This is a genomic window from Paenibacillus anseongensis (genome assembly GCF_009757995.1).
Lineage (GTDB): Bacteria > Bacillota > Bacilli > Paenibacillales > NBRC-103111 > Paenibacillus_E > Paenibacillus_E chondroitinus.
In genome coordinates this window covers 147,986-174,334 of sequence record NZ_WSEM01000005.1, presented here as the reverse complement: position 1 = coordinate 174,334, position 26,349 = coordinate 147,986, and the positions used below count along the sequence as shown (strand labels likewise).

Below are 26,349 nucleotides of genomic sequence, written 5' to 3'. Positions count from 1 at the left end.
TCATTGCAATTTGACCAGTCTCCACTTCTGGCTTGCTGCACCGTTCGCTGTCTTAATAACCACCTTATATTCCGTGCCGCTTAGCAGCGTATCTAGTTGTTTGTTGCTTTGGACACCAACAATGGTATAGGTACCATCCGCATTAGGGTTGAATTTCCACCTTTTGTTCGCAGAGCCGTTATAAGGCCATATAATGGTATACGAATTATCAACCGTATTGGCCCCGGATACATCCAGCGCTTTGCCGCTTGGGACGCCTAGCAGTCTGAATGTTCCATCGCCATTGTCGCTAATATTCCACTGCTCGCTTGCAGTCCCGCTATCTGTCGATGCAATGACCGGCGAACTATCCGCTGTTGCATTTCCTTTCACGTCCAATGCAAGGTTCCCGCTCCCCGCGTTAATGAGTTTATACACGCCTCCAACCAAAGCAGATTGGCTGAATTGGAACCAGTTCAGATGAAAGAGAGGGCCGCCGGTTCCTTTGTAAACCAGGTATACGCTCTTCACGCCCGTGGCACCCGTTACTCCGCAACTAACGGTTTGCCAAATTTGTCCTCCTCCAGTAGACGGTATCGTACAAGTACCTGCCAGCGTACCTGTCGGACTCCCAAAGCGAATCTCGATAGCCCCTCCGGGTCCGTTGCTCGCAACCCTCGCGGAGAATGAAGCTGCACCGCTTCCATAATCAACATTGTTGTAGACGGTGAAGTCGTTATTATCAATCGATGTGAGATCATAACCCGTGCCTTTATCCGAGGCGCTCTCAAGCTGGACGCCGGATTGGCTGTCGTAGTTCTCTGCTTCAATTTGATTGAATGCAGATTGTGTAGTTCCGCGTACGAATGTAATCCGTGAATCGGTAAACGGATTCAGAAGTTGATTACCGTACCGAATTACAGGGACCGTACCCGTCGGGGAGTCAATTTGAGCAGATACGAGTTGCCCGTTTACCCATTCGATGCTCAGTTCATACCCGCCTCTCGCTTTCACGCCCGTTATTTTGCCACTCGACCATGCGGAAGGCAGCGAAGGGAGAAGTTCAATTTCTCCGGTATGACTTTGCACAAACAATTCTGGATAATAGGCGTTTTTTATTTGCCATTCGTTTACCGAAGGATTCGCTGGATAAATGGTTGCACGGGAAGCGGCTTTATTCCCATCGTTAAGTCGTGCCCACATGTACGAGTCATCCGGGTGATATCCACCCGATCCGCGCATGGTAAGTGATACTTTAGCTGCTTCGAATAAATCAGGTGTGACCCTCTTCGTGATCTGGTCGAGAAAACCGACGCCAATTAAATGGGAGGCATGACGGTGATTGGCTTGAGAGTTAACATACTCATTATTCCATTCCTTGATTTCACCACTGTTTCCAATTTGATAAGGAAGCAACTTCGGCAAGGCCGTTCGAATTCGATTCAGCAAATCAACATCTTCAGGAGAATCTGTCTCCAATATACTTCCTGCTTCCAGTACATTTTCAAACAATTCTCGAATCACCGTCATATCGATCGTCGAACCTTGACTGACCGCAATCTTTGTTCCATCTGATAATACGTACTTAGCTTCGGGAGATGTAGAAGGCGATGTCACGAGATAGCCATCCTTATTTGCAACAAGTAAATCCAATGCAAATTCTGCAGAACCTTTCATCAGAGGGAAAGCTGTATCTCTAAGAAAGGACTTATCCAGTGTGAACCGATAATGGTCATACACATTAAACATGAGCCACATACCGCCTGTAGGCCAAATCGCCCATTCATTGTCACCTGCACTAAGTTCCGATTTTGCCCAAACATCGGAAGAATGGGGAACAAACCAGCCGTCAAAGCCGAAATCGGCTTGCGCATTTTTCGCCCCGTTTACAGCCAAGTTTTTAATATACTTCCAAAGCGGATCGCCATTTTCAGAGAGATTCCCTGTCTCTATCAATGCATACATTTTCTCTACATTTTCATTAAAAAAATGCGCTCCCCACGAGCTTGGCTTCCACATGTAATTCCACATTCCCTGCTGGTTGTGCGGACGGTCGAATGTATTCGCTCTGGAAGTGCAAATCGAAACGTAACGGGCATATTGATAGGAGAGAACATTGGCTCTGGCATCACCCGTATTCCCGTTAACTTCGGTCCATAACCTGCGAAACAAGCTCTGATAATCAGTCTGGTGGGCACTTAGGAGCTGGCTATAGGTTTTGGCAAACGCCGCGTTCATTATCCCCGTTACGATTGGAGTTGGATTAATGCCACCTTGGCTTGGATTGGGATTGGTGAATGGATCCTTGTAACTTGTCGCGTCGGCGTACAGAAGTTCAATGACCGATGCACCTGAAATGTTCAAATTACCGCCAGATGCTGTGATCGTTCCTCCTGTCGTTCTGGCGCGAAGACGAGCATCGAACGTCATGCCTCTCCCGTTTGCCCACGTATTTGCGTCCTCGTTGTACGGAGCTGTGCCTGCCATCTGTATTTCATTGCCTGATGAAGTTACAGTTCCATGTGTATTCATTTGCGAAGGCAGCGTCATCTTGGCCGTCATACTCATTGGCTGACCGCCGTCATTCGTCATACGAATAACCATAACGCGATCAGGGTAGCTGGCAAATACTTCACGCGTATACGTCGTATTTCCAACTTTATACGTGGTTTTCACAGTGGCTTTATCCAGATGAAGCTCCCGATTGTAACTTGTATATCCTGCTGTGTTCGGCACATCTAGGACGATGTTGCCTATGGGGAGAAAGTTGGACATTTGCACAGATCCCCACATCCCCTTGGCGGCTGTATCCGCTTGCTTTAATTTCTCTTCGCGATACGTTACTGACGTCGCTGTATCCGCTTGAGCAAGCAAACTTCTTGTAGTTTCCAGAGCGGTTTTGCGGCTTGGATTCGTATGATTGAAAGGTTCGCCGGAATGAAACGTTTTATCATTTAGTTGAAGAATTTCTGTCGCAACACCTCCTGAAACTTTTGCACCGAAGAAACCATTCCCGACAGGAGCTCCCGTAAAATCTGTCCCACTGGCCGGCGTTGTCCAATTGATTTTCAAATCATCCCAATTACCTGTTTTCTGAACAGGCAGTGTTGTACTTCCTACATTTGCATAAGCTTGATTCGATGCCCCCACTGAAACTAAGCTTGTTACAAGCAGAGTACTAACCATCATGCTTATGAATCCTGCTTTTACTTTCTTCATAATATTTCCTCCTTGATTTTATGTTTGGTTTCCTGAAGCATATCCAACTAGCACCCCTTAATGTAAGCCCTTACATTCACCTCCCAGCCCCAACATATAGCATTTATAATTTCATGTACACATCAAAAAATAGCGATTTCTATAAAACTATCAGCAAATACTCTTGATATAAGCGAAAAAACCGCCAATTTTTTCGAATCGGCGGCTTACTCTTATTCATGATGGAAATCCATTATCATACATCTTGTTTTCTACTGTCGTGTTCCGCAATTTGTACTCAGACGTCGTAACACCATATTTCGTCTTAAACATTTTATAGAAATAATTTTGATTCTCCCAGCCGATTCTATCCAAAATCTCTGCAACGTTTGTATTTGGCTTTGTAATCAGTTCTGCTGCCATACTCAATCGATAATCCATCAACCATTCAGCAATGGCTTTGCCATGAACATTTCGAAATATTTTACCCAAGTGATACTTAGATAGATTCAATAGTAGCGCAATACTATCCTGACATAACGATTTATCCATATAGTTGGATTCTATGATGCCAATGACTTTACTTACGATCTGCTGATTTCGGTTCACCTTGGAATCCACCATGCTTTCGGCTATTTGACGAATAAGCACGTGGAACTCAGCGTTGATTTCTCCAATGGTTTCCATTCTACTAATCATACGTACGAACGTACTATATTGAATATTGAACGTGGTCGATCCATTCAATTCAATTTCTTTGATCCGCTTATAGATATTAAATGCCAAATAATATAAGTAACTAATGACAATATCATAGGAATAATGATTTAAATAGGCGACAATCTGTTCATAGGCTTGAATGGCTTCCTCATATTTCCCATATACAAGAAGCTCGTCAAATGTTTTCTCCAATTGGAGCGGCGGTCGAAAGTCATCCGTTTTCATATGTTTTAACTCATCCGACGAGATGATCGATCCTTGCCCGAATATAAACCTGTACTTGCTAAACTGAACGGCTTCTTGATAAGAAATGGATATATCCTGAAGTTGTTTGACCGAATACCCGATTACACCTGTCATCGAAAGTTTCAGATTGCTCTGGATCCAGTTTTGAAGTTCCGCAATAATGAGACTTATATCTCGAAGCTGTTTCTCATAGGATTCATCGCAAGCTTCCAGAATGAGGACAACTTCATCTCCCAAATCAACCGCACAATTATTCGTAGAACGCGACGCTATTTCCTCCGCTGCATTCCCTATCGCATAGCGAAAGAGTTGTTGATCTGCAGCGCTGTAAGTTCTTATAAAATCCTCATAACGGTCAATCAGGAAAATAACGGCAAAATGGCGCTTATCCGCATATAAGCCTATTTGATAATGATCAAGGCGTGATTGCAGATCAGCAGGATCATCATCCAAAGAATGGCTGACTAACCGCCGCAGGAACTCTAATTTCCGAATGGAAAAAGCTGTCTTCTTATCGCCAATGGACACTTCGTTCTGTTGAATGGCCATCGAAATGACATCACTTAAATAACCAATATCATCTTTACTTTCAATTGAAGATGATGGTGAACGAGGCAACGCTGAAACTTTGCCAACCAGACCACGAATAGGAGAATACAACTTTTTGGATACATAGAACACGATGAATATTCCTGGAATCAAAATTCCCAAACAAAAAGCAAGCGTAATCCAGCCAAGCCGCTCCATATCATGAAAAATAATGGAATAGGGGACAATATGAATAAATTTCCAATTCAAAGTCTCGGATGTTACATAGGTAATCAGATGCTTTTTTCCTTGAATCGTTACTGAGAAAAAAGCATCCTTGCCTTTGCTGCTTTCTTGAATGGGTTTAAGAACAGCCGATTTCTCCTCACCTGATAATTGATCCATGTTCCCAAGAATCGATTGTCCTTTCTCGTCTAGTATCCAAGTAGTTCCCTGATTTTTCCCGTTGGAGGAAAGTGATTGAATTAAATTTTTCAAATAGTCTACTTTTACGTTGACAATAATGGCGCCCTTTACGCGATCTGCTGTATCTTCATATTCATAGAAAATGTATGTCAAAACACTCATCTTCTGGTTATTGTCAATATCCTTCCCATCGGCTGAAATAAAGACAGGAATTTGCCTCAATATAGGGTAAAACTTTCCTCTTGTTACCTGTTTCTTCTCATCAATAATAGAAATCAGGCCTTGATCGAAAAAAGAATCCTTGGTATTGCTAGATTGAAGCCAAGTCGAATAAATTTGATTGCTCGTTCCATTAAAAACATAGACGGAATGAACGAACTGATTCGCGTCCTTCAATTTGGAGACATCCACCAATGCCTCTTGGATATCTTTATAATCATTATTCGCATTGTACATAACCGACTGTACCCGATAATTGGTCAATAAAGAAATGGCGAATGTCTTCGAAGCTTCGTTCAAATAAGTTGCGCTGTAGCTGATTTGCGATAGTGCCTTCGAATTAGCGTCAGAAACGAAATTAACGCCGATTTTTTGAAAATTAACGTATAAGATATAGGAAAGCGCCAGTAAGATGCAGATAAATACAAGCGTAAATGAAGTAAACATACGTATAAACATAGACCTAGGAAGTTTTATCTGGCTCACGAGCGCTACCCCCAATATATTTCTTGTATATCCATAATATAGTAAACATATTAAATTGAAAAGAATAATCAACTATATGGAAAAGTAACCGCTCAATAGCTTGAATAAGCTATGAGCGGTCATTTCATTTTTATTTTTTATTTGCCTTGCGCCATTCATCCAGCTGTTTTTGAGCTTCCGCAGTAACTTTATCCAAGCCTGCTTTCTTCAGTTTATCGTTAATTTCAGCCATGACCTTCTCTGGTTCAGCAGTACCAAAGTTGAGCAGCGAGTTCGTTACACCATTGTACTGTTTGATAATCGCATCGATTTGGGCCATCTCGGTTTTAATGGGATCACGATTCAGAACAAAGCCGATTAATGGGGAAACAATCGCTTCTTTGTTCACTTTATTCGTTTGCTCCCACACATCTTTTGGCTGTCCTGGACGAAGGAACATATTAAACTGACTGCCGAATTCCCAATCCGTTCCCGGATTATATCCGCCGTTTGCCAAGGATTCAATCGTCTTGTCGTCCACTTTTTTGTAATGCTTGCCGTCAATGCCTACACACAATAATTGATATAATTCTTTATCGGCAAATAATAGATCCAGAAACATCATCGCACGTTCGGGGTTTTTGGAGTTTTGGTTAATCGCTGCCAAAGATGAAATTAAACTCGTATTGGAAACATAAGATGGACTTAACTGAACATCGGTTACATCGTATCCTGCCCATCCTTTCGTATCGCCTTCATTGCCAGGCTTCACCGCTCCCGCTGGGAACATCCCATATTTCCCCGTTTTTTGTTCCGCTTTGTAATCTTTAATCGTAGCTGCGTCTTTGCGAATATATCCTTTGTTGTACCAATCGCGATTCATTTTGGCTAGTTCCAGCGTTTCCGGAAGTTCATACAAGTTCTTAATTTTAAAATCATTATTTTTCACATTAATTACAAGAGGATTGGCCGTATCGCCCGTAATGGTATCATACATAAGTCCAGTATCCATTCTGGAAAGCAGCTCTGTGGAAACCGGTGCGCCGCTCGTCGTAGGTACAATGCCTGGTTCATTTTGCTTCACATTTTCCAAAAATGGTTCCAAATCACGCAATGATTTGATCTTTGTTTTATCCAGCTTATACTTATCGGCTAGATCTTTTTTAATCGAAAACCCTTTCATTGTTGCCATAATCTGATAACTTGTTATGCCATACAGCTTGCCATTCACACGAGCCCCATCAAAAAATTGCGCAGGAATCGTTTCCTTGATATGCGTACCGTATTTATTGAGTAGATCATCTAACGGCAGGAAAGCCCCTTTTGCCACATTGTTATAAAAATTATTGGTCCATGAAGCTGTGTACGTTAAATCCCAATCCTCACCCGCCGAAATAATTACTTTCATCTTGTCGTCGTAATTACCCCAGTCAATGGTATTCAATGTGATGGTTGTATTGATTTTTTCTTTGGTAATCTTGTTCATGGCATCGATAACCGCTTTCTCATCTGGCTGCGGTGTACCAACTCTGTAGATCGTTAAATTCACAGGATCAAGCTTGGCAGGGCTAGTCGCCACTGCACCGCTTTTCACACTTTCAGCCGGTGAAACCGTTGCGGTTGGCTCTCCCGTTTTTCCGCCAGTGCATCCGCTAATTAAAGATACTGCGCATACAATCGACAATACGCTTCCAGCAACTTTCCTCTTACTCTTCATTTTCATGTGTTTGTCCTCCCCTAAATCGTACAATTTGAGATTATTTGAAACCTTACGGTATCAAACCAACGTTAAGCTTCTAGCCTTTAATGGATCCAACTGTAATTCCTTTGACAAAAAATCGTTGAAAAAAGGGGAAAATGAATAACATGGGACCTGCAGCAACGACCGCCAGCGCAAACCTAGCTGATTGGCTTGGCAACACGATATTAGATGTATTCGCAACGGCCAGAGCGCTATTTAAAAAATCAATGTTAGACATGATCCGATAAAGCAAAAGTTGCAAACTGACATACTTCCCAGTGTCGATAAACAATAAGCTTAACCAATAATCGTTCCAATAGATGAGCACTGAAAACAAGGCAATTGTTGCTAACCCGGATTTACTAACAGGAATAATGATGGAGAAAAATACGCGATATTCGCTTGCTCCATCCATTTTCGCCGATTCGATTAATGCGAATGGGATCGTCGACATGAATCCTTTCATTAACAAAACTAAGAAAGGGGTTACAACATACGGCAGGATAAGAGCTAACGGGGAATCTTTTAAATGCAAAATCCGCGAGACTAGAATGTACCATGGGACTAATCCACCGCTGAACAAGAGCGTAAAAAAGATAAAAAATGATATTTTATTCGCTAAAAAGAAGTCTTTTCTACATATCACATAAGCAACCATAGCTGTAACCATGATGCTCAGCAGAGTACCGGTTACGGTTACAAAAATCGTGACCAAATAGGAATTAATAATTTGTTTGGGATTATTAAAAATGAATTCATACGCTTCCAATGTGACTGAACTCGGAAATAAGGAATACCCCTCTGTAAGGATCGTACTTTCTTTCGTCAAAGATGCAGTGAGAACAAGCACAATTGGAATGATACAGGCAATCGAGGATAACAATAATGCAATGTGGATGATGTAGAGACTAATACGCGATTTGATTATCATTGAGAAGTACCTCCTTAGAACAGGGCGTTTTCTTTACTAACCCTTCGAATGACGAAGTTTGTAAGTAAGATGATGACAAGACCAACTACAGATTGATAGAAACCGGCAGCCGATGCCATGCCAATATCTCCATTAACCCTTAGAGCTCTAAACACGAACGTATCGATGATATCTGTCGTTGGATACAGGAGCGTAGAGTTCATCGTAACGTTATAAAACAGGTCGAAATTCCCGAAGAAAATACGGCTTACTTGAAGCAGGACAAGAAGAATCATCAATGGTTTTAGCAAAGGAAGAGTAATTGACCATATTTGCTGCCAGATGTTTGCGCCATCTATTTCCGCCGCTTCAAAATACTCAGAGTCTATGGAGATAATGGCCGTGTAATAGATAATGGCGTAATAACCGGCGTTTTTCCATAAATTAACTAACACTAAAATATAAGGCCAATATTGTGATTCGTTATACCAAAGAACAGGTTCCTTACCGAACCAGGACAATATCGTATTTAGAAACCCGTGACTCATATCCAGGAAAGCCAGGCATACATAACTCACGATTACGAACGAGATAAAATAAGGGAAAAACAAGGCGGTTTGATGGAACTTGACAAACTTTTTCGAGACTTGATTCAAAAGAAGGGCAAGAAGAACTGAAACGATTAACGTGGAAAAAATAAAAGCTATGTTGTAAAGGAGCGTATTTCGGGTAATGTCCCAAGCATTGCTGGAAGTAAAAATGAATTTAAAATTTTCAAATCCGCTCCATGGACTGTGAAGGATACCATCCCTGTAATTGTAATTTTTAAAAGCGACAATCAGTCCGTATAAGGGAATATAGTGGAAAACAAAAACAAAGATACAAGCTGGAAAAGCTAAAACTAGTAACTGATGCGACTGCCTAAGCTTCTTCCAAAAAGCAGGAAGTTTATGCGCTGTGGAACCTCCTCTGGCCTTTAAAGTTACAGGTACTCTCTCCATGTAAAACACTCCTCGTTTCGTATTTACCCTCGCTGGCCTGTTGTTAGCAGGTTGTCTTTGGTGTGACCTCATCATAGCCCGATACCTAGCTTTTCTAAACAACAAGTATCTGGTTTTTCTATAATTCGGTATGTAAAAACGAGTGATTTCTACAGAAACGACCCTGTAAGTATTTTCAAGTCCATTAATATAATAGTAATTAGAGTAAAAGATTTTTTACATGATCTTTTTTGGGGTTCATAAAAAAGACGTTTCCCCCACATTGTGAGAGTAAACGTCATAATTCCTCTTTTTTCATTTAAAATTTCAATTGCCTGCATGATATTTTTGCAGATACCACATGACCTGCATTGGCATTATTATGCCCGATTTCAAGCGGATCAGGGCCGACATACGTCGATTTTTTTCCCTTTATCGTGAGGAGTCCAGGCTCAAGTGTGATTATGGCATAAAGAGGTTCCTCGTAGGGAACGGATTGCCTGAGAATCGGATGCTTCGCTGTGATTTCCTCGGAATACCGAACCGTATTGAACTGAGACCCTAGATAATAATAAGAAATACTGTTTATATGAATGAAATAAATATCATCGATCACTTTAACGCCATCAAGATGATTATGACCATTCATACAAGCAATCACTTTACGGAAACCCGCTAATTGATTGGCTTCTCGTAAAATCTCACGAAGTTTGTCGCTGTTATGAATTCCGACATTACATCCAACATATGTCTCTTCCAGGCTTTGATGGCTGAACAAAATCGTAGGTTTGTCCGTTTGGGATAAATCCTCCCTCAACCACGCTAACTGCTCATCCGTCACATGACTGACGGTATGCCCCTCTTTCGAATAGTTGCTAAACGCATAATCCACATATTGACCGTCCACACGGAAATAGTTGGCATCCAGAACAACGAAATGGTAGTCCCCGCAGTCGAACGAATAATAATTGGACTTCATACCGAGAAAACTCATCATCATCTGTTTATCACATTTATCCATATCATGATTGCCCAGAACATGATAATTCGGCCCGGCAAATTGCTGCCATATATCAAAGAATGGTTTGTTTTCTGGAAGCGGAAAACAGAAATCACCTAACTGGATGATAAAATCCACGTCTTCTTGAATCGACTCGTCGATAAAGGCCTGAAGCCGATCACTTGCTTTGTACATCAAATCCTGATGAATATCAGTCATTAACCCAAATCGGATTCGCTCACTTTCCATATCTACTCCCCCAACAAGATAATTTCAGCGGCACGATAAAAAGTGCCTGACTGCTCATTTTAATCATAGCTCCAATCTCCCTCTCTTCTAAACATCAAGAGTATTGGATTTCTATAATCAAGTGTGTAAAAACGAGCGATTTCTATCGCTTTGAAGAACTACAGGCCGCTATGCTGGCACATTCAGCCGTTTCCGCGTTCAAGCGGAACTACAGGACCTTATTTGACCGCCTAATCCGGATTTCTTCTGAAAACCAGACAAATAGCGGCTCACAGTTCCCCTCCGCTCGAAAAAGAGCCTATTTCGATGAAATAGTACCCTGTAGTTCCCTTAACCAGGCAGGAATCGCTCGAGCGATAACAAAAAAAGCCCGTTCCATCTAGTCCAAGGAACTAAATGAAACGAACTCACATCCTACATCGCCACAGGCTGACCAAGCTTGGCAGACTCATAAGCGGCAAGCGCGACTTGTGCCGCTTTCAATCCGTCTTCTCCCGTGACCGGTACCTGCTCGCCTTGGCGCAGCGCCTTGACGAAGTCACGGATCATAAACGCATCCATGTTGTCTCCCCAGAAGGTGTATTGCCCTTTACCTGCTGCATTGCTGAACAAGTCGTTCTTCTGCGCAAAGCCGTCCACGGTGATGACTCCCTGTGTGCCGACGATCTCCATCGTCACGTCTCCCCAAGTCGGGAACGATTTCGGACGCGACCAGCTCGTATCCAGAACCGCGAATACGCCGTTCTCAAACTTGATGTGCAGCATGCCCGCATCTTCCACTTCCAGCTCTTCTCTGAAAAGCGTAGCCGCATAAGCGTACACTTCCTTCACTTCGGACTGTAGGAACCAGTTCATCAAGTCCATCACATGCACGGTGTGGTCAAGAACGGCCCCGCCTCCCGACAAGCTTTTATCGATGAACCATCCGCCGGGATTCCCTCCGTGATTCGTCCCTTTAATCGCGACGATGTCACCGATCTCACCGCGCTCGATGGCTTCTTTCGCCCGCACGACTGCCGCCAGGTAGCGGCATGGGAATGCTGTCATAAGCTGCACGCCGTTATGCTTGCAGGCCGCAATCATTTGCTCCATCTCTTCTTTTGTCGTGCCGAGCGGCTTCTCACAAAGCACGTGCTTCTTCGCATTGGCCGCATCGATCACAAGCTTGGCGTGGTGAACATTCTCCGAGCAAATGACCACGGCGTCCACATCTTGTGCGAGCAAGTCGCGGTAATCCGCATAATACGGCACTTCGTGGCGCTGGGCGATACCCTCAACCCGGCTTGTCACTTCATCGGCAATCCCAACGATTTTGACCTCAGGCAGCTCTAGTAAGCTATTAAAATAACTGAATGCATGACCGTGCGCGAAGCTAATCATGCCAATTTTCAATAAATCCATGATAAGTTCCTCCCTGATTGTTTGGCTCTTTTTACAGCAGCACGACTTTGCCGGATTGAATCGAGTCAAGCGCAGCTTTGGCGATTCTTAATGCTTCGCATGCATCTTGAGCGGTTACGATCGGATCGCTGCCGTCGCGGATACAACTCAGAAAATGTTCAAGCTCAATGTAATACGGATCAAAGAAGTTCGGACTTTGCGGAATTTCAACCGCTTTCCCCCCGCTCTCTGGAGGTGCTGCCTTGCGTATTTGCAAAGATTGCGCGCTCATGCTATCCGTGCGGACAAGTCCCTCGGAGCCTGCGAACTCCGCCGCATAACGGAAGGAGCCCGGATATCCCCAGAAGGCCTCCAAATTAGCCACTGCGCCGCTTTCAAAAACGAGCGTAACCAGCGCATAATCCATCGTTCCCTCACATTTGTTCATCCCGTAAACCGATTTGACCTCGCCGAGTGTCCACCGCATGAAATCGATGTCATGCACCATCAAATCGACGATCACGCCTCCGCTTTTGTCAGCATCCAGAAACCAAGGTCTGGCTTCTCCCGGATGACTGCCCACGCGCCGGGCATTTGCAACACCAACTCTGCCGATTTGGCCGGCATCCATCTGCTGCTTCATCTGCGCATATTCAGGGAAAAACCGCACGACATGACCAATGAATAAGCGAACTCCATTTTCCTCACAGCAGGAAATCATCTCTTCCGCATCTTCCAGATCAAGCGCAACCGGTTTCTCACAAATAACATGCTTCCCCGCTCTTGCGGCTTGAAGCACAACTTCTTTATGTACAAAGGTTGGTACTGCGACGCTAACCACGTCAAACGAGACCGCCGCAAGCATCTCTTCAAATGAACTGAACGCTGCGCTCCCTACTTTATTGGCAGCTTCTACCGCAGACTCCTGCTGAACATCACATACGCCAACCAACTCTACACCGGGCATTTTCGCATAACACTTCGCATGCCACTGACCCATACCGCCACAGCCGACTACTGCTACTTTCATCTCTCACTCGCCCTTTCAATTGTTGTATACTAATTAAAGCAATCATACCGATTCGACAGCTTTTCAAAAATGACAGGGTTTGTCTTGTTTATATCCAAATTTGCAGTGATGATTAGGTGGTATTACTTATGGAAACGTTCAAAGAACCCATTTATTATCAGAATGAACACCTATGCATGAAGGTTTGGCAGTTCACCAACACCAATCCGAAGAGTCGACAGCTTGCGCAGCAATGGCATTACCATAAAGAGGTGGAACTGATTATCGTGCAAGAAGGAAAGCTGGATATTCGTACGCCGGACAATCTTTATTACCTCTCTCCCGGAGAAGTTGTCCTTATCGGTTCTAACCAGCTGCATCACAGTCATAAGCCGGAAGACGAACCTCTCGTGTACATCGTGCTCCACGTCGATCTTCAGCCCTATTTTGATCCTGCGATGATGATGTATTATCGGCATTTTTCGGAAATGGTGCGCCCGCTCGAGGACCTGAACTATATGTTTCTCGAAAATGAGCGCGCCAAGCAGGAAATCGGCCGCATTATCGTCGACATTCATGCCGAAATGATGGACAAAACCAAAGGCTATGAAATTGCTATGAGCATGCACATTAAGCATTTGCTGCTAACGTTGCTGCGCCATGACCGTCGTGAGCTTTTGCAGCCTTTCGGCTTTGTGGACGCGGCCGTTATGAGGCCCATTCTCGATTATGTCGAAGCCCATCTGGGGGAAAAAATCGACATGGAAGAAGTTAGCCGGAGCGCAGGAATGAGCTATACGTACTTCTCTAAATTTTTCAAAAAATGCGTTGGCGTCTCCTTCACGGATTATGTGAACCGGCAGCGGATTCGCAAAGCCGAGCAGCTGCTCATTACCAAAACCGATATTGTCACCGATATTGCCGTTGCTGTTGGGATCGAAAATATGGCTCATTTTTATGAGCTGTTCAAACGTTATAATGGCTGCACGCCGAAGGAATATGTCAGGAAGCTGCTGCGAGTGGTACAATAGAAACCGATCCCGTTTCATTTCATAATATCAGGAGGATGGATAAGAATGAGAGATACCTTTTTATTCGGAGCATTAGACAGATACCGTAATCGATTACTGCAATTAGTTGAAGGATTTCCTGAGGACAAAAGAAATGTCGTGCCGGTTGGGTTTAACAACAGCATTCATTGGCAAATCGGTCACGTACTTGCGGTGACGGATCGCCTCATCTTCGCGCTTTCCGAACAACCTTCGTTAGTACCGGCGAACTATATCTCCTTTTTTGGCAATGGCACAAAACCTGCGGATTGGCAAGAAGAACCACCTGCGTGGGATGTGATCATCGCGCAGCTGAAAGAGCAGCCTTCCCAAATTCGTGAATCCTTGGGTGATAAGCTGGACGTTGCAGTCAAGGAGAATATGATGAAAGCCGCAACAATTGAACAGCTAATCAACTTCAGTATCATGCATGAAGCCAATCATTTTGGCATGATCTCCGCGATGATGAAGGTCCTGAAATAATCGAGAACAAAAAAACAGCCGTTCAAAGGGTACTTTGGACAGCTGTTTTTTATTGTTGGCCCCGCTAGACTTCTATTTTTCAATCGGACCGGTGTCCACGACCTCAAAATCGCTGCCTTTGAGCTTGCTCAGCTTGCTTAAGTCATCGTCATCCCATTTCGGATCAGGCGCTCCGCTGACATAGAGATCACTGCCGTTGTCCGCGACAATCATGCCATATTTCTTCATCGCACGAAGGATGGCTTGATTCGCCTTTGAGTAGCCGGAAATGTCAAAATCGTTCCGCAGCCGCAATCTTAATCCCATAGGAGGAAGATTAGGGTCCGTACTGCTCGATGCATAATGGGTGGCTGGGGCGATGAAGCCCTTTTGTGTTTTGCGAACGGTGAACCGCAGTGCATGGTTGATTTCACCAGTAGAAGCTTCATCATACCGGACGAGACCAGGGAAAACCGGCAGACCGGCCGCATCAGCGGACGTCCAGTATTTTGTCCGCAAGGCGTTGGATTTCAAGTCCCATTTGGCGCCGTTTGAAGCTTGCCAACCGTCTGCAGTAGGGTGCGCATTGTATAGTTCATATAAGTATTGATTGTCTTTATCAACTACGATAACATGACGGTCGCCGTCGCTGTTAGGTCCGCCCTCGATTGGCGCATTTGGCGGGATCGGATAGGGACCGGGATCGCTCTCATCGCCATAGTCGGTGAACGTCACATTGACTTTCGGCTGATCCCCGCCTACGATCGTGTAGGGAATGCCAATTGGCGCACCTTCCCACATCGTCCCGAAATCCGCATGCAGACTTGTATTGAGGCCTATTGAGGAGAGGTACTGCGCCGATTTCTGATGGACAGGGTAACTGGAAATATCGGTATTCCATGGGTTATCTTTTGGAAATACTTGCAATGCTCCCGATCCTGACGTTGGATTCTGAACCGGCTTGTCCCCAACATAGATAGAGCTTGTTGCATCATCCCAGCTTACCGGTTTCCCCAGTGATTCAGACAAAAATCTTAGCGGTACGTACGTGGTATCTTTGTAAATAAACCCTTGTAGATCCTTCGGCGGCTGCTTGTTCTCACCATCGAAATAATACTGCAATTTCCGAAAATAAACGTCTATGCCGACCGCATCCGTCGCCGCGTAAGTAAGCCCTGAGAAGAATAAGGCGCCACAAACGAAGCCGACGGTTCCCGCTTTCCATTTACCCACTGTATGGTCACTCTCCCATTTACCTATTGATATTGTAGATTCTTTCGCCTAACATTAAATTATTCGCAAGATATCTACACTTTAGTTCGTTTCCACCCGAAAAATAGTTCCATCGTCTCGGTAGTAATAAGCAATTTCATCCATAATCGTGCTTAAGCGGACGGATTTGTTGGTGAACTTTTCAATAATTCCGCGGTCTACTTCACAGTAAACTCCTTCAGCATCCGTCTGCAGCACAGAGACCGGTGTTTGCGATAAAGCTGCGATAAACAGATCCGCATCAGATTCCAACCTCTTTTGCATAGCGACAGCCTCACCTTCGGTTAGGTAATAACGAGCAGCTTTTTACAAAATGTTACTTGAGTATATGTGGGAACTTATGATGTATTAACCTTTTATTCATAATCGCTGTTATTTCGAAGGGGATGGTACCGTTGATACGTTTTGACAAGTATGAGAGTGTGACCGCATTTCAAAAAGAGGTGAGCTCTTTCTTGGAACAAGATGAAGCCGCCAACAATTTATTGCTAGGTGTTTTGCAATCTCTGGTCGAGCAAGATACAACTCCTCTTTTCATGGCTGCTGTACGGAAAAATGATGACATAGGATTGGTTTTGCTCCAAACACAACCCAAACAAATTATTTTATCCAAACCCACGGCACTATCTTCTCAGGACATACAAGAACTTGGAGAAAAGTTGGTGCAGACCGTTCAACCCATCCCGGGTTTAATTGGCGAAAAGAAAGTAACCACGGAACTTGCTAGGTATGTTTCCCTAGCACAGGGGACATCTGCCAATGTCCACATGGAACAAATCATTTACAAACTGGAAAAAGTTAAAAACACCTTACAAACAAACGGAAAACTTCGGCGAGTAATCGCTAGCGACCATCCTGTTATCAAAGAGTGGGTCTATCAATTCTGCCAGGAAACGAATCAAGCTATTAGCCTGGAAGACGCTTCCAGCAAAGCCACCTTTCTGATTAATAAAGGAAATTTAGTGGCATGGGAAGTGAATGGAGAGTTGGTTTCCATGGCTACGGCCACTCGCCCTACTAGGCACAATATTACCATTTCCTACGTGTACACGCCCATTAATCAAAGAAAAAAAGGCTACGCCTCCGACTGTGTATCAGACTATACGCAACGGCTGCTGAATCGCGGGTATCAAACAACAAGCTTATACGCAGATCAAAGCAACCCAACATCGAATTATGTCTATAGGCAAATTGGATATGAACCGATCATGGACTCCATCGTCATCCAATTCCAATGATACCTGGTCACAGCGGAAAAAGAAGAGGCTATCTCCTAAGTCATTTCTGACTCGGAGACAGCCTCTTCTTTTATTTAAAATGGCCCTTCGGCTTTTTGCCGCTCCATCTCTCGTCAACCTGCTCACTGGCCGATTGATATCTCGCATCAACACTGATGCGATACTGGTTCGTCGTATTTTCAAGGGAACAGTGCATCAAAAACATCCCGAAAATCAGCACATCCCCAGCTTGAAACTCGGTGGTTGCCCATTTACCGCCAAACTTCTCCGTAATAACAAGCGGATCATCGGTGTAGTGGCCGATGCCATCGCGGTCTGAATCCTTGGATCCGTAGGATGCTTTCAATTTTTCGAAACGGTGAGACCCCAGGCATATAGCCAATCCTCCCATTTCATACGAAACATCTCCAAGCGGCGACCATACGGTGTAGACATTTTTTGTTCCTCTGCCCATATACACAATATCGTAGTGCGCTCCGGTAAAATCCCCTTTGCCTACCGCACGCAGCCATTTGTAGTGATAAGTAAGCGATTCTTCCCCAATGAATTCGTCGAAAAAGCGCATGATATGCTCACCATTTAATACATTCAACAGGGCAGGCAGATCTTCATTTGTGCCTCCCATGAAAATGGTTTTGCTGCCGTCGGCCATCACACCCTCTTCCAACTGCGTGTCGCGATCCAGCTTGCCCATTTGTGCCATTTTCTCCAAAATGCTCATCCGAGCTGCCAACACCTTATCTCTCTCATGAAATCCGCGGATCAATAAATAACCGTCTTCTTCCATTCGCTCTCGCAACGCCTGCTTGTCATGCAAAATATCATTGGAGCTTCTAAGCTCCGTCAATTGCTCGCCATTCAGCTCTAATTCGCGATTTCCTACCTTCACCATCATTGTCCATACACTCCTCTGCTTGTTGTATCTGATTTAAGTGTAGAGGAAATATGTATTTCCATCCATGGATCGATAGCATAAATTCATGTATAATTGTACAAATAGATGAACCATTTTCGCTATTTTCCACCACTTCTAATGTAGATTAGAACAATCCCCAAGGAGACGACGTTTCATGTCCTTTATGAATATCCCGTATGGTTTAGGAAGTACACCATTTCCTCTTGCATCCTTTATTTCAATCTGGAAAGTGCAAGCTAACGATTCCTACCATATAACGAAAGGAAAAGGATTTGAGGTTCCTGGCCTTTTTATCACCTATGAAGGGAAAGGGCTTCTTACGCAAGATGAGCAGCACTATGAGTTTCACGCAGGCACTTATTTTTTTGTACCAGATGGGATACCTACTACGTACAGATGTCAGGACAATGACTGGAAATTTTATTTCCTTGATTTCAGCTCTATGGATGCCATACACGCTCTGCAGCTTCCCGTAAACAAGGTGGTTTCGACGGGGAAAGCAGCCGATGCCATTCAACACTGTGAACGGATCATCGATCTGTTGATTGCTGAGCCATTTGGATATGCGTATTCTGCAAATATCATCTTACAGGAAGTGATGCTTCTTTTTGCTAAGGAGCATTCTGCGGCCCTTCCCGCCCGCCATACAGAGCTTAATAAAATTATGATCTACATCCACCGAAATTTGGACAAAGCCATCCGGGTTGATGAACTTATCGACCAAAGTGGCATGTCACGGACGACTTTTTTCTCCCGCTTCCGTTCGATAACAGGCCTATCCCCCACCGAATATATGTTGAATCTAAAACTCGAATCGGCAAAGATATCGTTGGAGACAACAAGCTTATCTGTCAAAGAAATCGCTGCTCATTTGCAATTTTATGATGAATTTCACTTTTCCAAGCTGTTTAAAAGGAAATTCGGTTTGTCGCCCAGCGCTTTTCGCCGTCTAACCTAATAAAGGCTGCCAACCGCTTATATCCGCGATGGCAGCCCAATATAAGATCTAGCCCGATATGAAGGAGCCCCCAGCCTTTTTGCCATTCCCAAAGTCTCCGATACATTCAAAACCGTGCTGTTCCTACGCAACACTCTCCTATTTTCCTTCTAGCAAATTATTCTTTTGGAAGTCCCTCTGTATGCGCTAGGCGAACTGCCGAAGTATTTGGTAAACGAGCGGGTAAATGAATACAGCTCCGGATATCCGAGCGATAGTGCGATCTCTGTTACGGATAATGCTGTTTCTTTCAGCAAGCTTGCCCCTTTCGTGAGTCTGATCTTCTGTATATATTGCTGCGGCGAGACGCCGTATTTTTTGCGAAAGGAGGCGAACAGATGGGAACGATGAACGCCAACTAAACGCGCAGCATCTTCAATTCGAATATGTTCTGTCGCGTGCAAATCCAGATACTCCTTCACATCATCAAGCCAGTCTGCCTTTCTTGCCCGTACTAAAAGCGTGGAGGCGCTGTTCATTTTCCAAAACAAATTGTACAGTATGCTTTGCTCTTGAAGAGCGTCTTTTTCCGGTTGACTGACCGCTTCGAGGACATTCTGCAAAGCCTCTCCTACTTCCGAGTTGATAATCTGCTGCAACCAGAATATTTCTGTCGTGAGCCCTAATTGTGCTGTAAGGTGAGGAAGCTGATTGCCTTCCATCGCCAGCCACGCCATTTTGAGCGGTTTCTCATCTGATTCATGAATCGTTTTGTACGTATACGTTTGTTTAGGAAACAAACAGAACAAATCACCTTTCGCAAGTTCAATTGTCCGATTGTTGGTGGCAACCCTCACTTTCCCCTGCAGTATCCAGTGAATGCTAGTCTGGTTAATCACTTTGGGACCTGCCACATAATTAGGCTTTGCCTCATTCCGTCCCGCCCTCACAATCCAGCAGCCTCCCGCTGTTTGTAATGGGTGTGGCAGAGAAAACCAATAATCCGCATATTCTAACGCATGTTCTTGCATGGCTTCTTGTTCCTCCTTGGCCAAGATAATGAATACGACAAGATGAATACAGCATAGTGAATACAACATAATGACAAGTGAAAAACATATTGATATTTAGTTATATCCCCATCAATCTTATACTTAAATCAATCACTCTTATCTTCATATTAGAAAGGAGAAGACACTTTGAAAAGACCTAATATACTTTTGATCACAAGTGATCAACAACATTGGGACACCCTGGGTGCCTTTAATTCTGAACTCTCCACTCCCAATCTGGATCGTTTGGTGCAGGAGGGCACAACGTTTACGCGTGCGTATTGTCCGAATCCGACTTGCACACCTACTCGCGCTTCCATTATCACCGGCATGTACCCCAGCCAGCATGGGGCTTGGACACTTGGCACCAAGCTTTTCGAGGACCGCCATACGGTCGGCGAAGATTTCCAAGAAGCCTCTTACCGTACCGCTTTAGTCGGCAAGGCACATTTCCAGCCCCTGCGAGCAACCGAAGCCTATTCTTCTCTTGAGTCTGTCCCGCTTCTGCAGGATCTTGAATTCTGGCGAACATTCGACCAAGATTTCTATGGCTTTGATCATGTAGAGCTAGCTCGCAACCATACGAATGAATTCCTTGTTGGTCAACATTATGCGCTTTGGATGGAGGAAAAAGGATGTACGAACTGGAGAGATTATTTCCTCGCTCCAACAGGTACGATGGATCCCTCCCAACTGCATCACTGGGATATCCCGGAGGAGTACCATTACAATACTTGGATCGCCGAAAGAACAAACGCGCTGCTAGAGCAGTACAAAAATTCAGAAGAGAACTTCTTTTTGTGGTCCAGTTTTTTTGACCCTCATCCGGATTATCTCGTTCCGGTGCCTTGGGATACGATGTATGATCCGAATCAGTTGACGATTCCTACCGTTACACCTGGCGAGCATAATCGGAATCCACCGCATTTCGGATTAACGCAAGAGACAGAGCCTGATTTTTCCCATTTGCGTGAAAGTGGGTTTGGTATACACGGGTATCATTCACATACGAAGCTGCCTGAAAGTGAGCGCAAGCAATTAGTTGCAACCTACTACGGCATGATCAGCTGTATGGATAAATATATAGGGCGTATCCTAGATCGGCTTGATGAACTCGGCCTTGCCGACAACACCATCGTGGTGTTTACCACCGATCATGGACACTTCTTCGGCCAGCACGGCCTGCAGTATAAAGGCGGCTTTCATTACGAGGATCTTATCAAGCTTCCGTTTATCGTTCGATATCCCGGACATGTGCCTGCGGGTCGAACATCGCCGGCCATCCAATCGCTCGTCGATTTGGCGCCTACCTTCCTGTCCATGGCAGGAATTCCTATTCCTCACCATATGACGGGAGTTGACCAAAGCCGGGTATGGACCGGCAAAGCCAGCATGGCTCGCGACCACGCCATCTGTGAATTCCGGCATGAGCCAACGACCATTCATCAGAAAACGTATGTTGGCGAGCGATACAAAATCACCGTGTATTATAATCAAACCTACGGTGAAATTTTTGATCTGCAAGAAGATCCGGGTGAAATTCGAAACCTGTGGAACGATCCTGAATACGCTGCGCTCAAATCCGAGCTGCTGCTACGGTATATTTGGGCCGAGCTGGGCAAGGAATCGATGCCGATGCCGCGCATCTGGGGCGCTTAACGAGTTGGGCGACTGTGTGGAACTTTTTTAAGGGAACCACAGGACGCTATATTGGCGAAATAGGAGGTTCGTGAGTGGCGGGGGAACTACAGACTCTTATTTCGGCTAAAGAAGAGCCATTTCTCCTAGAAATGGAAAAATAGCGGACCACAGTTCCCCCTCACCAGTTCACGCAGTGTTTTTCTGTGAAATAACGCCCTGTAGTTCCCCTATGAGGGGGACAGCGTCGTAAAACATATAAAAAAACAGCTGCCAAACCACTTGAATCAAGCGGAGGCAGCCTTTTCACTTCATTTTCGTGCCACAGACTTCTCAAGTTGTTCGTACCGAGCGGTGACACGAATTCGATAATTACAAACTCGAGCTTAGGCGGACAGCATCTAAAGTTCTGCTCTCACGCCACTCGCTGCAGCTTGCCCGATGGCCGCATTGATGCGTTCCCGGCAAGCGAGCAACCACGCCTCGTCCCTTGGATAGGACGCAAAAGTAATAGGCTCGGCAGCGCCTTCCTCCATCAACGCAATCGTCTGTTCCCGGCCGATGAGAGAGCCGAGCAGTTCCAAAGCTCGCAAGTCTTGCAGCGCTTCGCGGAACACTTCCAACCGCAAGGAGACGAGCGGTGTTCCTTCTTGTCCCGGGTACACGACAAACGGGTCGCCGGCAGGGAACGCATAATGCGCATCCGTATTCCGATACGGGTCGATCGGGAATTTGGCATATTGCGAGAACCAGAAGTTATAGCCCCAGTGCAAGAAACCTGCAATGTTATATTTATAGAGTTGCAAGCCTAAGATGCGGTTGCGCGCAGATGGCATACAGAGAAAGCGGTTAGAGACGGCTTCATATTGGGAGCAGCAATAATAGGTCCATAAGGGCTCAACTCCACGCTCCAAAAATGGTTCAATATGGTTGCTCGCAACAACCGGCGTCTGAACAAGCCCCTGTTCATAGAAAGATATGTCGGAAAGTGCATCCAGAGACGGGACGTCCCCCATAAACTGCCGCACCCAAAGACTGGCGCTGCTGTAGGACGTCAAATGCTCGAACGTAGGCTCATCCGAGATATGATAATAGGTGCGCTCCGACAAGTCATTTTCCTTGAGGAAACCGACCAGTTCCGGTAAAAATTGTGCCAGAAAGCCCTGATACGCTTCGCCTGCCGCATCCGTCTCCCAGCCGAAAATGCGCTGTGTTCTGCCATCAACGGTGCCCATAATTTTCGGAGCATGCTTAGCACCCCACTGCGTGAACAGGTGCGAGAGCTCAAACACCTTCACCCCGTTACGGTCCCCCATCTCGACCCAGCGCTTCAGCCGTTCGAAACCGAACGTGTAGGATTCGCCGTTCTTCCAGACGTCCACCAATTGAACCGTTGGACGTTCCCCACCGACCTCCGTATCGAGTGGAGGTGTAAAAATCGGCGTCAGCAGCATATTGCAGCCGTACGCTGCTGCCGTCTGCACATACGATTCAACGATTTCCCAATATCGCTCGCTGAACACCTCTAAGCCGTAATAGACGACCAGACTGTCCGTGTGGAACCATTCCGTATGGAGCAGCTTTTGTTCCGGTAGTGCGGCAGGCAGCACGGTGAGCGTAAACTTTTCGCTCGATAGCGTCTCCCCTGCCGTGTCGACGAAAGCGATACTTACCGTGTGCGAACCTGGCTGCACGTCAGAGCCTACCTCCATCGTGACCCAAATCGAGCGCCACTGTTTGGGAATCGCTTTAAGCATCCCCGAATCCGGCACAGGCACGAGCAAATCCGGGTATAGCCCCGGGGTATCGCGCAGCACGTCTCCGTCATGGTTCGGGTTGTTGGGAAATTCAGCCGGCACCAACTGCACACTGCGCAGACGGATACCTTCTTGCAAAGTTGACGTTACCGCCAAAGAGAAAGGCAGGTGAACTTGGCTCCGATAGGCAACTTGAAAGGAGTAAACTTCGCCTTGCAAGGCGGAGGCGGCGCGGTACGCTGCAGCTTGAAGCTCTTCGTCTGCAAAAACTTTCACCAAAGAGGAAAGACAGCGTGTCTCGAATTGCGCTTGTAACGTTGGCATGATAGGTCTCCTTCACTTATACTATAAATAGCGCTTACATGACTCCTGTAACTTTTGACTAGTGGGTTGGCCACATGGAATTATCATCATACAGCTTCAGTTTACCTTGCTATCTAACAGAAAGGAATGACACCCATGACACGCTTCTTGGACTATATGATCAGTCCGCAGCCAATTCGTATCGTGGATCTCAAAATCGAATCGTCCAAGCTCAGCATCCCCTCTCTCACAATAAAGGGAATGGGACACTTACCGGGGCGAACGCTGCAGCGCAGCCACGCCGCCTTCGATAGTTGGGCATTTCTATATATCGCCGGCGGCAGCGGCTTTTACCGCTTGAATCAGGGACCGTTACAGCAAGTCGAGAAAGGGTGCCTGTTCTTTGTCTTTCCTGGATGTGTAGTCGATTTCGGCCCGGAGGAGGGGGGACATTGGGACGAATATTATGTGCGATTTGAAGGCAGCCGTATTCAGGAATGGCTTGGCAGTTGGCTCGTGCAGATCGACATCGTGAAGCGCGTCGGTTTTGAAGAAGCTTGGATCGCGCAGCTCGATGCCATGTTCCTGCTTCTTGAGAGCGGATCTCCTACACAGATCGATCAAGCTGCCCTTCAGCTTGAGGCGCTGCTATTCAATTGGATGGCCAGATCCAAACTCCCGCAGTGCCACGCGGCCACTTCCAAGGCAGTGGATGTGCTGCAAGATATCGCGACGAGCTTGTATACCCCGCTTAACGCGGAACAGCTAGCCAATCGACATCATATGGCCGTGTCCACGCTGCGCCGATTGGTCAGCCAGCATACTGGCTACCCCCTGCACGATTACATTCACCGCTTGAAAATGGAGGAGACGAAACGACTCCTGCTCAGCACCGACCTGCCAATTAAAGAAATCGCCGACGCCCTCGGCTATCCGGACGAAAGCTACTTCTCCCGTTTGTTTAAAAAATATGGCGGCCTCGCGCCCAATCACTACCGCAAGCGGAGTTAATACGAAGAGATGCCAGCCGAAGGGATAGCGGAGACTGATACGCTGGTTTTCAGCACTATAGTGGAAGTGTTCGCGGAATTGGTGAGATTAGCGAGGGTGTCAGTCTTGATGTGTTAGCATCTTGATGGGGCTGACTGGGCTGACGATGCTACCGAGTTGGTCTGGGTCGCGTGACAAGCTGTTCGGCTGTGCTGATTACTATTCAAGGGAACCAATGGACGCTATTTTGGTGAAATAGGAGGTTCGTGAGTAGTAGGGGAACTACAGGATCTTATTTCAGCTAAAAGAGCGCCATTTCTTCTAAAAATGGCAAAATAGCGGACCCCAGTTCCCTTCGCCGCCTCAGACGCCGTTTTTCGGTGAAATAACGCCCTGTAGTTCCCATATGAGGGGGAGCAGCACCGGTTAGTTCTAGCTGAGATGTTGGTTCTCAACGGTAACGTAGGCGGAATGCGCTATATGTAGAAGTTAGCGTCCGTAAAACATGCTTAATGGTTCGGGGGCGACGTTCGGGCGGCGGGGGGGGGGTTCAAGGTACCGTGGTTACTGGGTTTTGGGTTTCGGGTTTTCGGGTTTTCGGGTTACGGCTTACGGCTTACGGCTTACGGCTTACGGCTTACGGCTTACGGGTTACGGGTTACGGGGTTACGGGGTTACGGGGTTACGGGGTTACGGGGTTCCACGGTTCCAGGGTTACGGGGTTACGGCGCTCGGGCCTCCGGGGTCGCAGTAAAAAAAACAGCTACCAAACCGCTTGTAGCAAGCAGTCTGGCAGCCTTTTAACTTCAAATTAATTTTCATTCCACAATCTTCTCAAATTGTTCATGCCGAGCCGGGACCCCAACTCGCAATCTTCCATGCCTTCGAATTCCACCGTTACATAGCCGTCGTAGCCTGAGCTTTTGATCAGCTTGACGACCTCCCGGATCTCGATATCTCCTTGGCCGACGATCGCGCCCCTTAAATAATTCCCGTTCGACGTCCGGAACCAATTGCCTTCTCCCGGGTCCTGGAAGTATGGTCTGAAGTAAAAATCCTTAAAATGTATTAAGGACGCATATGGCAAATTCTTGCGCACACCGACCAACGGTGCTTCATCAACGCACATAAAATTGCCTACATCCAATGTTGTTTTGAAATTGGGGCGGTTGACTTCGAGCAGCACTCGCTGTACGCGATCGCTGGCTTGCACGGAAAAGCCGTGATTTTCAATCGTCGTCGTAATGCCATATTCGGCCGCATAGTCAGCGATGATTTGACTGCCGCGAACAATAAGCGGTAAGCTGTCTTCAAAGTATTGGATTGTCATTTTCTCAGGAGGCAAAGTGAAAGCGGTAACATCATGGCGCATATGCCGAATGCCTAAGCGATGCACAAGATCAACATGCTGCTTGACGCGATCCATCTCCGCTTCGAATTCCGCCTCCGATTCCTGCACGAAATTAGCTGGAATAGAATAGTTGGATAGGTCGATGCCGACCTCTTTCGCTTTATTTCTAAGCTGATCTGCGAGTTCCAGATTATCGACCAGCGTATAGCCGTAAGGAACAAGCTCCAAATGTTCGCCCCCATTAGCCTTCACCCAATCAACCGCATCCAGAATGGTCATTTTCTCTGATTTCAACGCTTGCAGCAAACTATACGAACTTAATCCGATTTTCATC

21 protein-coding genes are annotated in these 26,349 nt (G+C 45.8%); 7 read left to right on the top strand and 14 right to left on the bottom strand.

The genetic code is table 11. The annotated features are described in order from the left end of the window. The 8 genes from GON05_RS05335 to GON05_RS05300 form a co-directional block, all read right to left on the bottom strand. Positions 1–3,198: a glycosyl hydrolase family 95 catalytic domain-containing protein gene (locus GON05_RS05335; RefSeq protein WP_157318175.1), complete on the bottom strand. Its 3,198-nt coding sequence runs from the start codon at positions 3,196–3,198 to the stop codon at positions 1–3. A 216-nt stretch (positions 3,199–3,414) separates the two neighbouring features. Beyond that, positions 3,415–5,775 (bottom strand): helix-turn-helix domain-containing protein, encoded by a 2,361-nt coding sequence (locus GON05_RS05330; protein ID WP_185157188.1) that lies wholly within the window; start codon positions 5,773–5,775, stop codon positions 3,415–3,417. 157 nt (positions 5,776–5,932) lie between these two features. Next, complete coding sequence (locus GON05_RS05325) at positions 5,933–7,504, bottom strand: ABC transporter substrate-binding protein (RefSeq protein WP_157318173.1); 1,572 nt, start codon at positions 7,502–7,504, stop codon at positions 5,933–5,935. Between the two features lie 73 nt (positions 7,505–7,577). Continuing rightward, positions 7,578–8,453, bottom strand: a complete 876-nt coding sequence (locus tag GON05_RS05320) for a carbohydrate ABC transporter permease (RefSeq protein WP_157318172.1) — start codon at positions 8,451–8,453, stop codon at positions 7,578–7,580. A 14-nt stretch (positions 8,454–8,467) separates the two neighbouring features. Further along, complete coding sequence (locus tag GON05_RS05315; RefSeq protein WP_157318171.1) at positions 8,468–9,433, bottom strand: ABC transporter permease; 966 nt, start codon at positions 9,431–9,433, stop codon at positions 8,468–8,470. Positions 9,434–9,731: 298 nt separating this feature from the next. Next, a complete protein-coding gene (locus GON05_RS05310; RefSeq protein ID WP_157318170.1) occupies positions 9,732–10,661 on the bottom strand; it encodes a metallophosphoesterase family protein in 930 nt (309 codons plus the stop codon). Between the two features lie 414 nt (positions 10,662–11,075). Further along, positions 11,076–12,062 carry a Gfo/Idh/MocA family protein gene (locus tag GON05_RS05305; protein WP_157318169.1) on the bottom strand — a complete coding sequence of 329 codons (987 nt, stop codon included), beginning with the start codon at positions 12,060–12,062 and terminating at the stop codon, positions 11,076–11,078. A gap of 31 nt (positions 12,063–12,093) precedes the next feature. Further along, positions 12,094–13,071, bottom strand: a complete 978-nt coding sequence (locus GON05_RS05300) for a Gfo/Idh/MocA family protein (protein WP_157318168.1) — start codon at positions 13,069–13,071, stop codon at positions 12,094–12,096. Positions 13,072–13,199: 128 nt separating this feature from the next. On the opposite strand from GON05_RS05300, the gene GON05_RS05295 reads away from it, so the two are divergent. Together GON05_RS05295 and GON05_RS05290 are read left to right on the top strand one after the other, a co-directional pair. Beyond that, entirely contained in the window at positions 13,200–14,081 is an 882-nt protein-coding gene (locus tag GON05_RS05295; protein ID WP_157318167.1) for a helix-turn-helix transcriptional regulator, read from the top strand. Positions 14,082–14,126: 45 nt separating this feature from the next. Beyond that, positions 14,127–14,582, top strand: a complete 456-nt coding sequence (locus GON05_RS05290; protein WP_157318166.1) for a DinB family protein — start codon at positions 14,127–14,129, stop codon at positions 14,580–14,582. A 72-nt stretch (positions 14,583–14,654) separates the two neighbouring features. Here GON05_RS05290 and GON05_RS05285 read toward each other — a convergent pair whose 3' ends face one another. Together GON05_RS05285 and GON05_RS05280 are read right to left on the bottom strand one after the other, a co-directional pair. Continuing rightward, on the bottom strand, positions 14,655–15,794 hold the full coding sequence (locus GON05_RS05285) for a stalk domain-containing protein (RefSeq protein ID WP_157318165.1): 1,140 nt from the start codon (positions 15,792–15,794) through the stop codon (positions 14,655–14,657). An 81-nt stretch (positions 15,795–15,875) separates the two neighbouring features. After that, entirely contained in the window at positions 15,876–16,097 is a 222-nt protein-coding gene (locus tag GON05_RS05280; RefSeq protein ID WP_127449303.1) for a hypothetical protein, read from the bottom strand. 131 nt (positions 16,098–16,228) lie between these two features. Here GON05_RS05280 and GON05_RS05275 point away from each other — a divergent pair, with 131 nt between their 5' ends. Beyond that, entirely contained in the window at positions 16,229–17,071 is an 843-nt protein-coding gene (locus tag GON05_RS05275; protein WP_181646428.1) for a GNAT family N-acetyltransferase, read from the top strand. 70 nt (positions 17,072–17,141) lie between these two features. On the opposite strand, the gene GON05_RS05270 is transcribed toward GON05_RS05275, so the two are convergent. Next, positions 17,142–17,966: a phytanoyl-CoA dioxygenase family protein gene (locus GON05_RS05270; protein WP_157318163.1), complete on the bottom strand. Its 825-nt coding sequence runs from the start codon at positions 17,964–17,966 to the stop codon at positions 17,142–17,144. Between the two features lie 175 nt (positions 17,967–18,141). Between GON05_RS05270 and GON05_RS05265 the strand changes: the two genes are divergently transcribed. Next, positions 18,142–18,945 (top strand): AraC family transcriptional regulator, encoded by an 804-nt coding sequence (locus GON05_RS05265; protein ID WP_157318162.1) that lies wholly within the window; start codon positions 18,142–18,144, stop codon positions 18,943–18,945. A 149-nt stretch (positions 18,946–19,094) separates the two neighbouring features. Here the strand turns inward: GON05_RS05265 and GON05_RS05260 are convergent, their stop codons facing one another. Next, entirely contained in the window at positions 19,095–19,955 is an 861-nt protein-coding gene (locus GON05_RS05260; protein WP_181646427.1) for an AraC family transcriptional regulator, read from the bottom strand. Positions 19,956–20,123: 168 nt separating this feature from the next. On the opposite strand from GON05_RS05260, the gene GON05_RS05255 reads away from it, so the two are divergent. Then, on the top strand, positions 20,124–21,635 hold the full coding sequence (locus GON05_RS05255) for a sulfatase family protein (RefSeq protein WP_157318160.1): 1,512 nt from the start codon (positions 20,124–20,126) through the stop codon (positions 21,633–21,635). A gap of 380 nt (positions 21,636–22,015) precedes the next feature. Here GON05_RS05255 and GON05_RS05250 read toward each other — a convergent pair whose 3' ends face one another. Then, positions 22,016–23,695, bottom strand: coding sequence for a DUF4091 domain-containing protein (locus tag GON05_RS05250; protein WP_157318159.1), 1,680 nt, complete (start codon positions 23,693–23,695; stop codon positions 22,016–22,018). Between the two features lie 135 nt (positions 23,696–23,830). Here GON05_RS05250 and GON05_RS05245 point away from each other — a divergent pair, with 135 nt between their 5' ends. Beyond that, positions 23,831–24,685: a helix-turn-helix domain-containing protein gene (locus GON05_RS05245; protein WP_181646426.1), complete on the top strand. Its 855-nt coding sequence runs from the start codon at positions 23,831–23,833 to the stop codon at positions 24,683–24,685. 553 nt (positions 24,686–25,238) lie between these two features. Beyond that, positions 25,239–25,418, top strand: a complete 180-nt coding sequence (locus tag GON05_RS05240; protein WP_157318157.1) for a hypothetical protein — start codon at positions 25,239–25,241, stop codon at positions 25,416–25,418. Positions 25,419–25,475: 57 nt separating this feature from the next. On the opposite strand, the gene GON05_RS05235 is transcribed toward GON05_RS05240, so the two are convergent. Continuing rightward, positions 25,476–26,348 carry a sugar phosphate isomerase/epimerase family protein gene (locus GON05_RS05235; RefSeq protein WP_157318156.1) on the bottom strand — a complete coding sequence of 291 codons (873 nt, stop codon included), beginning with the start codon at positions 26,346–26,348 and terminating at the stop codon, positions 25,476–25,478. Position 26,349: the final 1 nt, after the last annotated feature.

Excerpts from the sequence above, each read along its gene's own strand:
- GON05_RS05265 (WP_157318162.1), top strand. The coding sequence starts at position 18,142 with ATGTCCTTTATGAATATCCCGTATGGTTTAGGAAGTACACCATTTCCT.
- GON05_RS05320 (WP_157318172.1), bottom strand. The coding sequence starts at position 8,453 with ATGATAATCAAATCGCGTATTAGTCTCTACATCATCCACATTGCATTA.
- GON05_RS05280 (WP_127449303.1), bottom strand. The coding sequence starts at position 16,097 with ATGCAAAAGAGGTTGGAATCTGATGCGGATCTGTTTATCGCAGCTTTA.
- GON05_RS05235 (WP_157318156.1), bottom strand. The coding sequence starts at position 26,348 with ATGAAAATCGGATTAAGTTCGTATAGTTTGCTGCAAGCGTTGAAATCA.
- GON05_RS05325 (WP_157318173.1), bottom strand. The coding sequence starts at position 7,504 with ATGAAAATGAAGAGTAAGAGGAAAGTTGCTGGAAGCGTATTGTCGATT.
- GON05_RS05295 (WP_157318167.1), top strand. The coding sequence starts at position 13,200 with ATGGAAACGTTCAAAGAACCCATTTATTATCAGAATGAACACCTATGC.
- GON05_RS05335 (WP_157318175.1), bottom strand. The coding sequence starts at position 3,198 with ATGAAGAAAGTAAAAGCAGGATTCATAAGCATGATGGTTAGTACTCTG.
- GON05_RS05245 (WP_181646426.1), top strand. The coding sequence starts at position 23,831 with ATGACACGCTTCTTGGACTATATGATCAGTCCGCAGCCAATTCGTATC.
- GON05_RS05315 (WP_157318171.1), bottom strand. The coding sequence starts at position 9,433 with ATGGAGAGAGTACCTGTAACTTTAAAGGCCAGAGGAGGTTCCACAGCG.
- GON05_RS05250 (WP_157318159.1), bottom strand. The coding sequence starts at position 23,695 with ATGCCAACGTTACAAGCGCAATTCGAGACACGCTGTCTTTCCTCTTTG.
- GON05_RS05330 (WP_185157188.1), bottom strand. The coding sequence starts at position 5,775 with ATGTTTATACGTATGTTTACTTCATTTACGCTTGTATTTATCTGCATC.
- GON05_RS05310 (WP_157318170.1), bottom strand. The coding sequence starts at position 10,661 with ATGGAAAGTGAGCGAATCCGATTTGGGTTAATGACTGATATTCATCAG.
- GON05_RS05300 (WP_157318168.1), bottom strand. The coding sequence starts at position 13,071 with ATGAAAGTAGCAGTAGTCGGCTGTGGCGGTATGGGTCAGTGGCATGCG.
- GON05_RS05305 (WP_157318169.1), bottom strand. The coding sequence starts at position 12,062 with ATGGATTTATTGAAAATTGGCATGATTAGCTTCGCGCACGGTCATGCA.
- GON05_RS05290 (WP_157318166.1), top strand. The coding sequence starts at position 14,127 with ATGAGAGATACCTTTTTATTCGGAGCATTAGACAGATACCGTAATCGA.
- GON05_RS05270 (WP_157318163.1), bottom strand. The coding sequence starts at position 17,966 with ATGATGGTGAAGGTAGGAAATCGCGAATTAGAGCTGAATGGCGAGCAA.
- GON05_RS05260 (WP_181646427.1), bottom strand. The coding sequence starts at position 19,955 with ATGCAAGAACATGCGTTAGAATATGCGGATTATTGGTTTTCTCTGCCA.